Annotated in this window: 15 protein-coding genes and 1 pseudogene; 1 reads left to right on the forward strand and 15 read right to left on the reverse strand. The window is 37.5% G+C overall.

The window, feature by feature from the left end; all coding sequences use genetic code 11:
• Positions 1 to 13 precede the first annotated feature (13 nt).
• From I7822_RS18915 to I7822_RS18940, 6 genes are all read right to left on the reverse strand, one after another.
• Positions 14 to 1,351, reverse strand: coding sequence for an aspartate aminotransferase family protein (locus I7822_RS18915; protein ID WP_207980644.1), 1,338 nt, complete (start codon positions 1,349 to 1,351; stop codon positions 14 to 16).
• A gap of 203 nt (positions 1,352 to 1,554) precedes the next feature.
• On the reverse strand, positions 1,555 to 1,827 hold the full coding sequence (locus tag I7822_RS18920; protein WP_207980645.1) for a YokU family protein: 273 nt from the start codon (positions 1,825 to 1,827) through the stop codon (positions 1,555 to 1,557).
• Between the two features lie 24 nt (positions 1,828 to 1,851).
• Positions 1,852 to 2,331 (reverse strand): lysine 2,3-aminomutase, encoded by a 480-nt coding sequence (locus I7822_RS18925; protein ID WP_207980646.1) that lies wholly within the window; start codon positions 2,329 to 2,331, stop codon positions 1,852 to 1,854.
• The gene (locus I7822_RS18930; RefSeq protein WP_207980647.1) at positions 2,300 to 2,437 is read right to left on the reverse strand and encodes a hypothetical protein; all 138 of its coding nucleotides are present in this window, start codon (positions 2,435 to 2,437) and stop codon (positions 2,300 to 2,302) included. The genes I7822_RS18925 and I7822_RS18930 overlap by 32 nt, the downstream gene beginning before the upstream one ends.
• Positions 2,438 to 2,639: 202 nt before the next feature.
• A complete protein-coding gene (locus I7822_RS18935) occupies positions 2,640 to 3,182 on the reverse strand; it encodes a helix-turn-helix domain-containing protein (protein WP_207980648.1) in 543 nt (180 codons plus the stop codon).
• Between the two features lie 463 nt (positions 3,183 to 3,645).
• Positions 3,646 to 4,389, reverse strand: a complete 744-nt coding sequence (locus tag I7822_RS18940) for a phage antirepressor (RefSeq protein WP_207980649.1) — start codon at positions 4,387 to 4,389, stop codon at positions 3,646 to 3,648.
• Between the two features lie 239 nt (positions 4,390 to 4,628).
• Here I7822_RS18940 and I7822_RS18945 point away from each other — a divergent pair, with 239 nt between their 5' ends.
• Positions 4,629 to 5,651 (forward strand): hypothetical protein, encoded by a 1,023-nt coding sequence (locus I7822_RS18945; protein ID WP_207980650.1) that lies wholly within the window; start codon positions 4,629 to 4,631, stop codon positions 5,649 to 5,651.
• 166 nt (positions 5,652 to 5,817) lie between these two features.
• Here the strand turns inward: I7822_RS18945 and I7822_RS18950 are convergent, their stop codons facing one another.
• The 9 genes and pseudogenes from I7822_RS18950 to I7822_RS18990 all read right to left on the reverse strand — a co-directional run bounded on the left by I7822_RS18950 (position 5,818) and on the right by I7822_RS18990 (position 14,349).
• Positions 5,818 to 6,441: a recombinase family protein gene (locus I7822_RS18950; RefSeq protein WP_207980651.1), complete on the reverse strand. Its 624-nt coding sequence runs from the start codon at positions 6,439 to 6,441 to the stop codon at positions 5,818 to 5,820.
• A gap of 696 nt (positions 6,442 to 7,137) precedes the next feature.
• Positions 7,138 to 7,902 carry a hypothetical protein gene (locus tag I7822_RS18955; RefSeq protein WP_207980652.1) on the reverse strand — a complete coding sequence of 255 codons (765 nt, stop codon included), beginning with the start codon at positions 7,900 to 7,902 and terminating at the stop codon, positions 7,138 to 7,140.
• 24 nt (positions 7,903 to 7,926) lie between these two features.
• Positions 7,927 to 8,412, reverse strand: a complete 486-nt coding sequence (locus tag I7822_RS18960; protein WP_207980653.1) for a hypothetical protein — start codon at positions 8,410 to 8,412, stop codon at positions 7,927 to 7,929.
• Between the two features lie 136 nt (positions 8,413 to 8,548).
• Complete coding sequence (locus tag I7822_RS18965; protein ID WP_207980654.1) at positions 8,549 to 8,764, reverse strand: hypothetical protein; 216 nt, start codon at positions 8,762 to 8,764, stop codon at positions 8,549 to 8,551.
• Positions 8,765 to 8,824: 60 nt separating this feature from the next.
• Positions 8,825 to 10,414: a recombinase family protein gene (locus tag I7822_RS18970; RefSeq protein WP_207980655.1), complete on the reverse strand. Its 1,590-nt coding sequence runs from the start codon at positions 10,412 to 10,414 to the stop codon at positions 8,825 to 8,827.
• Between the two features lie 60 nt (positions 10,415 to 10,474).
• Positions 10,475 to 11,479, reverse strand: a pseudogene (gene kamA, locus I7822_RS18975) (lysine 2,3-aminomutase); the annotation flags it as partial.
• Between the two features lie 264 nt (positions 11,480 to 11,743).
• Positions 11,744 to 12,610: a putative beta-lysine N-acetyltransferase gene (gene ablB, locus I7822_RS18980; RefSeq protein WP_207980656.1), complete on the reverse strand. Its 867-nt coding sequence runs from the start codon at positions 12,608 to 12,610 to the stop codon at positions 11,744 to 11,746.
• A 12-nt stretch (positions 12,611 to 12,622) separates the two neighbouring features.
• Complete coding sequence (locus I7822_RS18985; RefSeq protein WP_279381998.1) at positions 12,623 to 14,014, reverse strand: sigma-54 interaction domain-containing protein; 1,392 nt, start codon at positions 14,012 to 14,014, stop codon at positions 12,623 to 12,625.
• A 197-nt stretch (positions 14,015 to 14,211) separates the two neighbouring features.
• Positions 14,212 to 14,349 carry a hypothetical protein gene (locus I7822_RS18990; RefSeq protein ID WP_207980658.1) on the reverse strand — a complete coding sequence of 46 codons (138 nt, stop codon included), beginning with the start codon at positions 14,347 to 14,349 and terminating at the stop codon, positions 14,212 to 14,214.
• Positions 14,350 to 14,530: the final 181 nt, after the last annotated feature.

Genomic DNA, 14,530 nt, shown 5'->3' on the forward strand with positions numbered 1-14,530 from the left:
CATCCTCATCCCCCTAACTAAGATCATACTGAACCTCAAGTAGCGTTTCTTTGAAAATATCAACTAACTGATCCATTTCTGGTTTTGTAATGACAAATGGCGGAGAAATTATCACTGCATCACCATGTGCTCCCTCGTTCCCCGCAGATGCCGGATAAATAAGCAATCCTTTGTCTCTAGCTTTTTCAACGACTTTACTTGTAATGCCAGTTTTTGCACTAAACGGTTGCTTTATCTTGTAATCAGCGACAAACTCGACACCAATCATTAAACCTTTTCCACGAACATCACCAATTATGTCAACTCTCTTTTTTAGTTCTTGTAGCTTTTGTAGCAAGTATTTACCACTTTCTTCCACCTTTTCTACCAATCTATTCGTTTCGATATATTCAAGTACAGCTAAGGCAACCGCAGCCGATTGTGGATTTGCGCTATAGGTATGACCACTCATAATCGACCCTGAGCCATTTAAAATTGGTTTCATGACCTTTTCACTAGCAAGCGTAGCTGCAATCGCTGTATAGCCTGCACTCATTCCCTTTCCAAGAGCGATAATATCTGGCTTTATTCCCCAGTGATCCATCCCTAACATTTTCCCGGTACGACCAATGCCTGTCATCACTTCATCAGCAATAAATAAAATATTATTCCTTTCACAAATGTCTGATAACTTTTGATAATAGCCTTCTGGAGGAACAATGACACCACCAGCAGCACCTATGATTGGTTCTGCAATAAATGCTGCAATATGCTCGGCACCGATCCGGGTAATCGCTGTTTCTAATTCATTGGCACAAAACAACTGGCAGTCAGGATAGGTTTGGTTAAATGGACAGCGGTAACAATATGGAGGTGAAACGCTTGGGAAGTCTTCTAACAATGGGACAAACCGTTCCCGTCGTTTGACATGTCCTGACATTGACAAAGCTCCAAGCGTGATGCCGTGATAACTGACCCAGCGTGAAAGAATTTTATGTTTCCGAAAATCTCCCTGCTCCTGCCAATGCTGGATGGCAATTTTCATCGCCGTTTCTGTTGCCTCAGAGCCACTATTGACGAAGAATGACCAATAGTCATGATCAGCACCTATAAGCTCATTTAATTTTTGAGCGAGCTTTTCTGCCGGCTCTGACGTAAATTGTGAACGATACACAAAGGAGACTTTTTTTGCTTGCTCATGCATCGCTTCAATAATTTCAGGAACCCGATGGCCAATACTTGCAGTGACTGCACCTGAGGACCCATCTATATAGCTCTTTCCAGTATCATCATACAGATAGATCCCATCACCATGGGTGGCTATTGGGTACATGTCATTCATCATTGGTTTAATCAATAACGAACGTTTCATACGAATCACCTCTTTCGACTATACTGTTTTCAAATGATACAACCATAATCACGATTTATTGTCTGAAAATGAGGTTTTTTTCTCCAACATAACGTTTTATTGTCTTGTTTTTAATTTTATTGTCCGAAATCAACAAGATATCGACTAATCTACAATTTTCGACATATTCATCAACCAACACTGAGGCTACATATTAGCTTAAACTAAAATTTAAAATAATTTCTTTTTAACAATTTTGGCTGAGCCATCAGTGATTCATAAGCAATTTCTTTTCCAAGCTTACTCGTATCAATTAATAAAAGCTGATCCTCTAGTGCCTCAATCGTTGCTTCTGTTTGATATTCCATTCCACATGTAGAACACTTCATTCCAGGTGTTTCGGTTATTTCAATTGCACGTGTTCCATCTGGAAGTTCCCAATAAACGGTACAAGTGATTTCTTCGACCTTGGACTCATCACACCATTCACAGTTCATGTCATTCTCACACCTCCTGGTTAGTTACTCCGTATCTTTGTTTTCCTTTTTTAATTGTGCTCGATATTTTTTCTCTTTTAATTCATCACGCTTTTCACGCTTCTCTTTCAATGTTGAATAAGTTGGGCTTTGTTGAAAACTCTGTCTGCGATCATATCGTTCAAGTGAATCTGGAACAAGATTAAATTGCTCATCATTTAATAAGCCGCTAATTCCTATTTTCGTTGGTTTCATATCGTGGCTTTGGTAAATTCCATTAAAATAATCATCCGCACGCCCAGCAACATAATTTTCTGGTTCTGGATAAGTGGTTATGACACCTTCAAAATTGCGTAACACTGTCTTTGTAGGACTTTGAGAAATCAGATAATTTGGCTGTAAAGTAATTTTTCCACCACCACCAGGTGCATCGACGACAAAGGCTGGTACTGCATTTCTTAAGTGATGTAATATTAAGCAAAAAAAAGAGAGCTTACTTTTTAGTAGCTCTGCTCTTTCTCGCATGTATAGATATTAAACTCTGTGCAATACGTTCTATATTTGGCTTATTAACTTCTGTTATTGTACATTTAGGTCTGTCCTGTAAGGATTGCTCTTGTTGTTTAGACATATACGCAGCCTCCTACATTAACCTTTTCTATAACAATATGAATATATGAATTTGTACTATTCCCTAATCTCATATCTACGCCCCCTGTTGTTTTTATTTCTTACAGGTGGATAGGCGCAGCTTGTCTTTCTCGTTGGTATTCGTTAAACAAAAAATAGACGCAAGATATAAGCGGTATGCCTATGCCTGCGCTTCTTTCGTCCTAGTTTTCGTTTTTCTGCTGCGTCAAAGCTCTATATACATCTATACTTGGCTCTATTTTTTCGCCCTCTGCGTTTACTACATAGCCATCCTCGCTTACATTCGTAATGTGTATAACGAAGTAGAGTTTTCTACGCTTAATTTGTTCGTAAAAATCTACGGTCTTAATTAGTCCGTTCGCTTCTAAGATATTACTTAACGCAGCTATACGATTTCGACTAATACGCATTAGCTGCGCTAAGTTCTCCGTACTAACCCAACTAGCGCCCAAATAGTCGTTATTTTCGTCTGTATTCGCATAGCTTAGTAGAATACTATATAAAAACGCTATGTCCTGTATGTTAGGCTTTCGCTTTGCTCCTGCGTATGCTTTGTCGTATGCGTCGCTAATAATTCTCGGTATGACTTCCTTAAAAACTGCGTTAGGAAGAACACTCCAACCGCCTTTATCCAGTAGCTGCTCTTTCTGTTCTTTCGCATATTCTCTCGTCTTGCGTATATTTTTCTTCGCAGCTTTTGATCGTTCGTTACTGTTACTTTCCATTCTTACTCGCCCCCTGCGTTTATATATTTTTTTAAGTAGCTCTTCGTTACGAGCCGCTTACGTTATAAATAGGCGCAGGTGTTTAGTTACGTTGGTATCTGCTGCAGTGCATTGCCTTTAGTTCTATCTCTTTATCCTTTAATTACTTACGCATTTATTAATAACTGTATTAGCTTGCGTATACTATTTACGTAGTAAATACAATGTTAGTTATTCATACCTTAGTTCTTAATACCTTAGTTCTTCTTACAGTACCTACAGCAAATACTAACGTACGCACTCTAACAAATATTAAGGTATGCACTCTAGTAGGTACGAGTTAATTTTGCTAGGGTTACATGCAGGTGAAAAAGGCAATATTAGCGGATGTTTGACAAATCTAATAAAATATGTATGTTCATTTATTTTTGGCGTAAGCTATACGTTTTTTAGGCATAAAAAAAGAACGCTTATTTAGCGCTCTTCAATAGGTTAATAGGTACAAGTCGAAAATTAAGTCTATTCCTGCGTTAGTTACTTTTAGCGTATAGCTTACCGTTCGCATAGCTCCGTTTCCATCTGCTTGTAAGTAAGGAATAATGCGGAAGTACTTTTCATAACCTTTCTTTGGCATGTAAGTACCGTTTACTTTCTTCCTAGATAGTACGCCCTGCTCTTGTAAGAACTTTCTTAATTTCTGCGCACTAATACCCCCTAAGTAGTTACCTACTATCGTTACTGTAGTAAGCCCCTCAGCGTCTAAAAACTCTTCGTATTTGCGTGCTTTCGGCTCTAGTAAGCTAGTTTTCTCTTCCGCAGCTATTCGCTTTTGCTGCTCTTCTTTTAGATTCGTTAATAGACCTATCATAAAATCGGGGTTAGTGATCGCCTGTTCTAGCGTATTCTCTGTCATGTATGCGCCATGTTTTCGAATAGAAGGTAATACTTCATGCGTTACCCAACGCTTAAATTCTCTAGCCTCCTGCTTTCGGCTTCCTAAAATAAGTGTATATAGACCTGCTTCGTTAATGAGGTTAGTCTCACCGTATAAGCCGCCTAAGTTTAACTTAGTCACCTCGTCATTATCTAGCCTTTTTAGCGCCATTGTTGGATTAGCGATTTCCAGTATTTCGCATACGTCTTTCGCAACAAACCATGTCTCACCCTCCCTTATAATAGTTCTAACTTCCTTACCTGCGTAATTGAATACCTTCTGTAGTTCGTTCATTTGCCTTCCTCCTACGTTTTATTACGTTACCTTTAGTAACGCTACATAGACATAGGCGCAGCATGATCGAATAGTTGGTCTATGAATATAAACAAGCCCCTACACGTTTGCGAAAAGGCTTTGTTTATTAATATATAGTAGTTTCGGAATAAAACCGTAGTTATTTTATCTCATACACATAATGGATATTCTGTTGTGATTTTCCTAATTTCCTGTAAAATTAATTAGGGGGTGTTAATATGGAAAATACAGATAAAAAAAAGTACTTTGACCCATTTGAGAATATGAGTTTTACATATGATAGGTGTTTTTTATGCGGCATAGAATTAAATGAAGTAAATGAATCTGAGGAACACGTATTTCCGAAGTGGCTATTAGAAAAATATAATCTTTGGAATGATACTCTCACATTATTAAACGGTACTAGAATTCCTTATAGAATGCTTAAGATTCCATGTTGTACCGAATGCAATAATAACCACTTAAGCAACATGGAAAACACAATTAAAAAAGGTCTAGAAGATGGATATGAAAAATTTGCTAATATAGATAGGGTTATAGTATATCAATGGATATCAAAAATTTTTTATGGACTATTATTTAAAGAATTATCTTTAACGTATGATAGAAGTAAGCCTTCAAGTGGTACAATTACAACACCAGAGCTACTAAAAGGGTACAGAATGACACATTCGTTTATGCAATCGGTAAGATATCCTATAGAATTTGAAGGATTTCAACCTTGGTCTATCCATATATTAGAAGGACAAGTTTCTGACAATAGAAGGATTTTTAATTATATTGATGGTCTCAATACACTAACTTTCTCAATTAATTTAGGTACTATCATCATTTTTGCCCACCTACAAGATAATGGAATTCATCAAGTAGCAAAAAATGATTATTTTAATAAGTTAAAGGGGTGTAAACTACATAATGTTCAATTCATAGAAATAGCTACTAAATTAGTATACAGTAGTTATTTATTAAACCACTCACCCTATTATATGCTTAATTATCCAAATGAAGAAAATGAGCCTTTAAAAGTATTCAGTTTATCTTCATCCTATTACTATGATGATTGGGATGAAACAGAATATGCAAATCTTCTTCATTACTATTTATCACATTTTTATGAAATAGAAATTGAAAATGTCTATTCAAAGAAAGATCAAAAGTGTGCATCTTTTATTAGAAATAATGATGGAAGTTTTAATGAAATACCAGTAGACGCAAAAATAGTATTTAATAAATATGACTAAGTTTTGTATTTCGAGAGTATATATTTATATATTTCTAGTATTTACCCCCTTAGTTTAAAAATATATTACGCAATTTATACACAGTAGTTGCAGCTAAGTAGAGGGGTGGTTTGGGGGATAGCATATGTATACCTCATACAAAAAAAAGGAGCGCATAGCTATCGCTTTAGCCAGCGCTCTGTTCACTCTCTAGTTGGTTGACTAGTTTATAAAATGTAGTCTTCTTCATATCGGCTTTTTTCATAGCTTCTACTGCGGTTATGTTTCCTGCTTTCCATTCAGCATATGCAGATTTAAACCCTTCTGTAAACTCTGCTTTTGGTCGTCCTAGATGTTTTCCTTGCGTCTTAGCTACTTTTATTCCTTCGGCTTGTCTAGTGCGTATCTTATTACGCTCCTGCTCCGCAATATAACTAAATAACGATAAAAACTGATCTTCCATAACCTTACCAACGTCCCCCATATTTCTAAACTTGCGGCTATTAAAAAGGCTCTCGTTTTCTAGCACGATAATATCTGCGCCTATATTTCTAGTAATATCTTTCCATTCGCTTATGATAGCGTCGTAGTTCCTGCCTAGTCGGTCTAATGCGTCCACGTACAAAAGGTCTCCTTTTCGCATTACACGCTTTAGCGCTTGGTAGTTCTCTCTGTCGAAGTCTTTTCCGCTTGCTTTGTCTATGAAAGTGTCTCTCTTGATAATGCCTAGCGCCTTCATTTTTTCAAGTTGTCTTGTCTCGTTCTGCTCCTGCGTCGATACTCGAATATAAGCATAACTTCTAGTTTCCATGTTTTCGTTCTCCCCGTATATGTGATAAGTCAATTATACGGATATCGTTCGTAAAGGTCAATAGAAATATACGAACGTTCATAAATTAATTTACCAACCATTATGAACGCTATATATAACGATTTTTTACCGTTCGAAAAGTTATACCATTACGGACATAGGGAAGCGACTATAGCGGTAGTTTTTGCGTAGTAGTTGAATATTAATATTCAAAAGGATATAAGTATCCCCTGAGTTTTGCAAGCCTCATCCTGTAGGAACGAGCAGCACATGTATACCCCTCGTATTGCGTATATTGTAAACTGTTGTGTAAAGTATTTTCACTTGACGATTGAAGTCGCAAGGATTAGCGCTATTCTGTAGGTGTTTACATAGACTTTTTATGTACGAAAAAAAGACGACTAAATAGCCGTCTCTGTTTGCTCTATGTGTTCTAATAACGCCTTTCTATACCTTCTATATACGTTAGCATGCTCCGTTCTAACTGCTCTGCAGTCGTCTAGCTCCGAACCTGCAGCACGCATTTTATGAAAGACTGTCTGCGCTTGTTTATAAATTTGGCGTAGCTCACGAAAAGACGGTGCAGCTATATTGTATTGACTAACATCTGCGTGAACGTACAGACCTGTAGAATAGGTTAATACGTTCTGATCGCAGTCAATAACGGTAAAGTCGTCGCCTTGTATAATTCGCATATTAGTAGCCTTTACCGTTCATTTCTATATCTTTAATAACGTCTGCTTTATCGATAAAATACGACTCTGTATTGTTCGCATAACGTACTAGGTCGTTAGATATTTGTCCTAAGTTGTCTAGGATAAACGGCTGCACTAAATCCATTCCTAAAAACTCCTGAGCGCTCTCTAAAGCTTCTGTAGCCTGTATAGCCCCTTGCGGTAAAGCACGACTAGAAACATCTTCGAATAGCTTCCCTAGCTCATATTTAACCGTAATTACCTTATCGCTAGGTGCTAATGCTAAGACTTGCTGCGAAAGCTGCTTGATCTTTTCTTTCGTAGTAGCTGCAAGTGCTGGCTCTGTCGCAATAGCTGCTATCTCTTCTAGCGCTTTCTTAGCTGCGTCTAAATTGGTGGCAAAAATGATTTTACCTTCCAGTTCTTCTACTCGCTTGGTGAAGAGCTTTTCTGTCTCTGCGTCTACTGGTGGTAGTTCTGCGAGTATGATACTTTTAGCTATTTTGATATTTTCATTTAGAAGCTCATTTCGTTTTGCTTCCTGCTCACGAAACATCTTCATAAAGTCTATTTCGTGGCGCTGCTTCACTCGCTCTAGCCTTTTTTCTTTGCCTGCGTGCGTTAACTCTCTATTGTTCATTACTTTGTTTCGGTCTTCTAAATAAAAATCCTTAAACGTATTAAAATAACCTGCCATACTACTTCTAATCTCGTATGCTGATATATAATTCTCACTCATTTTCTTTAGCTGCTTGTCTACTGTCATGATAATATTCCTCCTGTATATTTATTAGATATTTGATATAATGTTGCTCTTTCGCTCTTTTACGTCCTGTACTAACTCATCTAGGTCATGGCGCATTGTTCCTTTGATATTACGAAAGGAAAAGAACATATTTTTTGCATGAATAGCGTCTAGAAGCTCTTTGTCTCGATAAAGCAGCCTCCCAATAGTACCTAGCTGCTTACCTTTGACGCATACGCTCGCATTCTCTTCTAGCTCGTCAACAATAAGCCTTATAGCTGCATGTAGTGCTTTACGATAGCCTGTAACGTCTTTCAAATAGAGCGAGGCTACTTTTACTAGCTGCCGTCTTTGTTCGAATAGCTCATTCTCTAACCTGTATATTTCTGCACCTGCTGCGAAGGTTTCACCCTCTAAATGTTCCAAGGCTAAAAATACAGAATAGCGTTGACCGTTACCGATTTCCTTTGTATAGCCGCATTTGACATAATAGACGTTATTAGGCGGTCTATTTTCCTGTGTAACCATCATTACACCCCCTTTCTGCGCTTACATAAACATAGGCGCAAGTGATTGAGGATTTTGGTATTAGGTATTACGACAAAATAAAAAGCCGTAGCTGCCTTTATAGCATTCTACGACCTTATTCGTCCTTATTCATGTACTATTATTCGTTTTTAGTTTCGTAGTCTTCTATTTTTGTTCGTAGTCCTTCGTTCCATTGTTCGTACCACTCTTCGTAAGCACTCACGTACTCTTCGTACTCTTTTCTGATCGACTTAGGCGCATTAGGTAATAGCTTCATGCGTTCTCGTACTTTCTTACCGCCTTCGTTGTAGTAGAAGTATTCGCTATCTAAAAAGTTAGGTCGATCCATAAACATATATTGCGCCTCCTATAGTCTGTATGTAAAAACGACGGTTTTAGAGCCGTCGCTAAGAAGTTAAATATATTCGATCTCTAATTTGAATGGATAATTTCGTCTAGCAGGATTTCTAGTAGATAGAGCCTTTATCTCTGACGGCATTTTGCGAGTGTATCTAATCGCCTTTATAAAAGTTTTTAAGTGTTCATTTTGGGTAATTACGTCTTCTCCGTCAAAATTTTCTAGTATGTCTATTATTTCACGTAGTCTGTCTTTCTCGCTTTTTACATCTAGCTCTACTAATTTAGTTTGCGTTTCTTCTCGTGTCTGTTGGAGAAATATAAGTCTTTCGGTTAACTCCTGCTTCTTCGCTAAAATTTCTTTTTTAGAAAATATTCCCTCAACTGCTAGGTTAATCAGATTGTCATATTGTCTTTGTGTTTCGACTGTCTGCTTATCTATATGCGCTACTTTGGTTACTAAGTCATTCGCTATACTACTCGTATCATTCGATGTTATTTGAGCTAGCTTCTTCTTTGTTTCGCCCTTAAAACGTTCAAGGAAATCCGCAAACTCTTCGATTACGTATCGTAATTGCATGCCGGCATTTCCGCATTTTTGGGTAGAGTTTGGCAGCAAGTAATCACATACCTTCACGTAAACTTCGGCTGACTTGCTATCTTTTAACATCAAAGATTTACGTCCGCAGCAACCACATATTAGTAAATCCTTTAGCATACTATGAGCGTTCTTACTTGGTCGTTCTCTTACATGTGTTGCAGCATGCTCTGCTCTCGCTTGCCTAATGTCATTCGCTTTATACCAATCAGAAGGACTGATAATCGGCTCGTGTGCGTCCTCTGCTATATACGTCTCAATAACTTTATAAACATATTTGCCGTCTTCCTTAACTTTCTTACGATCGTTAAATACTACCGCCCCACGATACGCAGGATTTTTTAGTATGCGACGTACTGACGGTAAGCTGAACGCCTTACCCTTTGCTGAACGGTAGCCCTCTTCGTTAAGTATATCCCTAATTTTATATGCACCTAGTCCGCTAGCATGTAGCTTAAAGATGTATCTAATTACTACAGCTTCTTCTTCTACGATTTCTAGTCGCTTCGTTTCTTTGTTACGGCTATAACCGAAAGGTACGCTTCCTGCAACGTGTTCACCTCGTTTACTTCGGCTGATTTTGTTTAGCTTGTTACGCTTCGCTATCGTCTCATATTCCAATACTGCGAAGGTACTAGAAATATCATATAGTAGGCGGTCTTGCTGATTATTTGATAAATCGAAAGTCTGTGCAGGCGTAATAATCTCTATGTTGTAGTCAATACAAAGCTGCTTTATCTGCTGCGACACTACACCATTACGTGCGAGCCTGTCTAATGAGATACATAAAATCGCCTCGTATTTTTCGATATTAGTTATCATACTTTGAAGTTCTGGACGTTCTTCTATTTCCGTAATACCCCCACTTATTATCTCTGCATAAATATCATAAGTTAATCCGTGATTAGCTGCGTACTCTGATAACGTCTCCCTATGGTTCTGTAGCGTGTCTTCGTTCTCGCCTTTGTCACGAGATATACGAAGCATTAATGCTACGTGTTTCGTTTCTGTCGCTGCTGCCGTCCCTATTTCCGTTTGCGTTTGTAACATCGTGCTACCTCCTAGAATACTAATTTACTAGGATTATATCATACATTATGTAAAAAACGAAGTAGGTACTGCATATCCACTTGTATGTCCACGTAACCCCTCAATAATCTCAAGCCCTTTTGATATCGGTGCTCGGAAATGTCCAATCCCTTCAGATAGATCACATTGATAAATATAATAAGGACGGACACGAATTTTCACTAAATCATGCATTAGTTTTTTCATGATTGGGACACTGTCATTTATACCAGCTAAAATAACGGCCTGGTTGCCAACAGGGACTCCTGCATCAACGAGCATTTCACAGGCACGTTTTGATTCTTCCGTAATTTCAATTGACGTATTGAAGTGGGTATTCAGCCAAACTGGATGATACTTTTTTAATATCGAGCAGAGATTTTCCGTAATTCTCTGAGGGAAGACAACTGGCGCTCTTGTGCCAATTCGGATGATTTCAACGTGTGGAATTTCTCTTAGGTTTTTTAAAATATATTCAAGAATGTTGTCATTAATTAATAAACCGTCTCCACCTGAAAGTAATACATCACGAACTTCTGGTGTATTGCGAATGTAGTCAATCGCTCCGTCTAGCTGTTTTTTCGGAACACCCATACCAATCTGTCCTGAAAAGCGTCTTCTAGTACAATAGCGACAATACATTGAGCATTGGTTTGTGACAAGAAACAAAACACGGTCAGGGTATCGATGTGTTAAGCCAGCGACAGGTGAATCTTCATCCTCTTCAAGTGGGTCCTCCAAATCATATTTCGTTTTGTGTATCTCTTCTCCAATCGGAACCGATTGCATTCTAATTGGACATCTTACATCTGTTGGGTTCATTAAAGCTGCATAATATGGGGTAATGTTTAGTGGAATTGTTTTTGTTGAAATTCGTACTCCTTCTTCTTCTTCAGGTGTTAAGTCGATAACCTTTTTTAAATCATCCAGTGTTCGAATCGTATTTGTTAACTGCCAAATCCAATCATTCCATTTTTCCTCTGGCACCTCCTTCCATAGTTCAATGTCTTTCCAGTGCCGTTTCGGTTTATATAAATCATGTAACATGTTAGATTCCCCCTTGGTTTGCTGTTCACAAATTATTGTTGCAAGAATCGTGCCAACTACTTAAAAGGGGTGATAATCCTATGAAAGTTCTTCGAAAAAGTTGAGAGTCATGACATTTGAATCGTATCACTTTATTGATGATCCTCAGGTGGTGCATGTAACTTAGCATTACTGCCGAATAACTGGCAGATCCCTAAGATTTGATCTACATCTATCCTGCCTGAAAATTGGCAGCATGCTTAAAAACTGGCATTTTACTTTGTTCTATATTTTTTTCACCTCACTTGACAGATCCTTTACCCAAACATTCATGTCTTCTAATTTATCAAAAATATAGCAATTGTTCGTCAATCTTCCGTTATACTGATAGCCAAGCTGATAAAAAGCCGCATTCATCCCAAACGAAAGGGCTCGTGCTATCGAAAATGCACAAAAGATACCTCTATTCTTTAGATCAGCTTCAAGATGAATAAGTAGTTTCTTCATCAATCCATACTTTCTATGTTCTGGTAATGTCGCACAATCAGTTAGTTCTGCATGATGGAAAAGCTGATTTATATCTGCCGAAGCTGAACTAACAATCTGTTTGTTACATTCAACAATATAGAAAATGGTTCCTGCCTCGATCATTCTTTTTACATATTCTGGATCACTCATCGGTGTTGGGTAAATTTTAAACACCATAGCATAAAGCTCGGCAAGCTTCTTTGCGTCTAAGCTGGTTGCTTTTCGGAAGTGATAGTGATCAGGAATACTAGCTTTTATTTGTTTTTGTTCCTTTTCCAGGACTCTCTGAAGGATTGTATCTTCTTGTATCCAATATTTATTCGTTCTTCGTTCAATCTCTTTGTAACAGGTCATTACATAATTGTCCGTGCCATTGAAAAAACCTTTAATTATCGCTTCTAGTTCAAATCCCTTTGCTAGTAATTGCAGCCAATGCTCTGGTCTGGAAAAAAAGATCACTTTCGTAAACGAGTTTTTATCGAGTATTTCATTAAGCTCTTGAAGAATCATTGACATATTTCCCCGGTAATTATCGACACGTAGTCTTTCATTAAAGTAATCAAGATAAAACTGGACTGAATAATCCGAGGTTTTAATGTTTTTCGTTTCATAGGCTGGTTTCATATCCACCCTCCTCTATGTTTGTTCTGCTTTAATATTGTACTTTTTCATTTTATATTGAAGTGTTTGTCTTGGGAGTTCTAAGATCGATGAGGCTTTGAGGACATTTCCTTTCGTTACTCTTAATGCTTGTTGAATCAGCTTTTTTTCTGTCTGTTCAATTGTTACTCTTAATGGCTTTAGGTTAATCCTTTCGTCTGTTGCTGATTCCTTAAAGAAAGCGGGCAAATCGTTCAATGTCATCATGTCACCGTCTGTCATATTCACTGCATATTCAATTGTATGCTCTAATTCACGGACATTCCCTTGCCAATGATGTTTCTCAAGCTTGGCAAGCACCTTGTCATCAATATTAATAACTAGCTTATTTAGGAGATAGTTATACTTTTTTATAAAATGATCCACCAATATCGGGATATCTCCATTTCTTTCTCTTAGTGGTGGGAGCTCGATAAAAAATACATTTAAGCGGAAGTATAAATCAGAACGTAATAGCTTCTTCTCAATACACTCAAATGGATGCTCATTCATTGCAACAATGATTCTCACATCAACGACATACGACTCAGTACCACCAACTCTCCTAATGACACCATCCTCTAGTACACGTAAAAGCTTTGTTTGAAAATCTAATGGCATCGTATGAATTTCATCAAGAAATAGCGTACCACCATGGGCAAGCTCAAACAAACCAGCTCGATCAACAGCTCCAGTAAAACTTCCTTTTTTCGTTCCAAATAAAATGCTTTCTAGTAAGGATTCTGGTAAAGACGAACAGTTTTGTGCGATAAATGGTCCATTTTTACGTGATGATTCATTGTGAATAGACTGAACAAGCAATTCCTTTCCTGTCCCTGTTTCACCGTATATCATTACAGGAGATGAACTTTCTGCAGCACGTTTTCCTAACATTTTTACATTTTTCATTGAATCACAGTTCGTAATAAGATCATCCCAGTTGTATGTTGCTCCAGAAGTGGATGACGGTTTCGTTTTTTTGTTATTCACTTTTTGTTGAAGTTCAAGAAGTTTCTCAGCTAATTGTTTTACCTTTGATAAATCCTTTGCAATCTCAACCGCTCCAACATTTCGTTCCCCTACATGTATCGGTATCGTTGTGTTTACTGTATCAATTAATTGTCCTTTACTATTTTTATAGGTTTGGGATTGTTGGTAGATCGGTTTTCCGGTTTCGATTACTTTCAAGAGGGTACTTGTTTGACTCGTTAAAGATGGAAATACATCGAGTACATGCTTCCCAAGTACTTCATCAATCTCCACTCCATCATGAATTGCAGCGACCTTATTATAAAAAATCGTTATGCCTTCAGAGTTAACGGCATGAATCGCTTCGTCAATACTTCCTAAAATAGCTTCAAGCATCTGCTTTGTTTCAAAAGATTCCAAGAACATCTTAAGTCACCTCTTTTTATCTAGCAAGGCAGTTTTAATTATTTGATTACTCCTCTATCTATTGATATTAGGAACATATACCAACTATGCTCCACCCTATTTCCATTCATCTAAAGAGACAAAAAAAGGAGCACTTCCAAAATTGATTGACAGGAAGTGTCTCCTTCGATACTTTCAGACTTTGTTAATTGTTAGTTATTATGATTACGTTTTGTATCAAGGGATGAAATGGATTCGTTGATGACCTCATTCGCTTTTTCCGCTTGTCGGTCTTCCTTTTTAGCCTTGTCTACAATCTTCTCAACATCTTCTGGTGTATGATCTGGCATTTTTTCACTTCCTCAAAAATAGTTGGGATCCCTTTTAGGATGGTTAAAAATATTATTAATCATGTACAAGTCTCAGAAAAAAAATATGTTAGATTAAAGAAAAATCACTTGATCCAATTATTACGGCCAGTTATCATTTTCTGCCTGTTCGTGTGTGGCAAAGGAAACACAAAGAATATAT

This window comes from Metabacillus bambusae, assembly GCF_017497975.1.
Classification (GTDB): Bacteria; Bacillota; Bacilli; order Bacillales; family Bacillaceae; genus Metabacillus; species Metabacillus bambusae.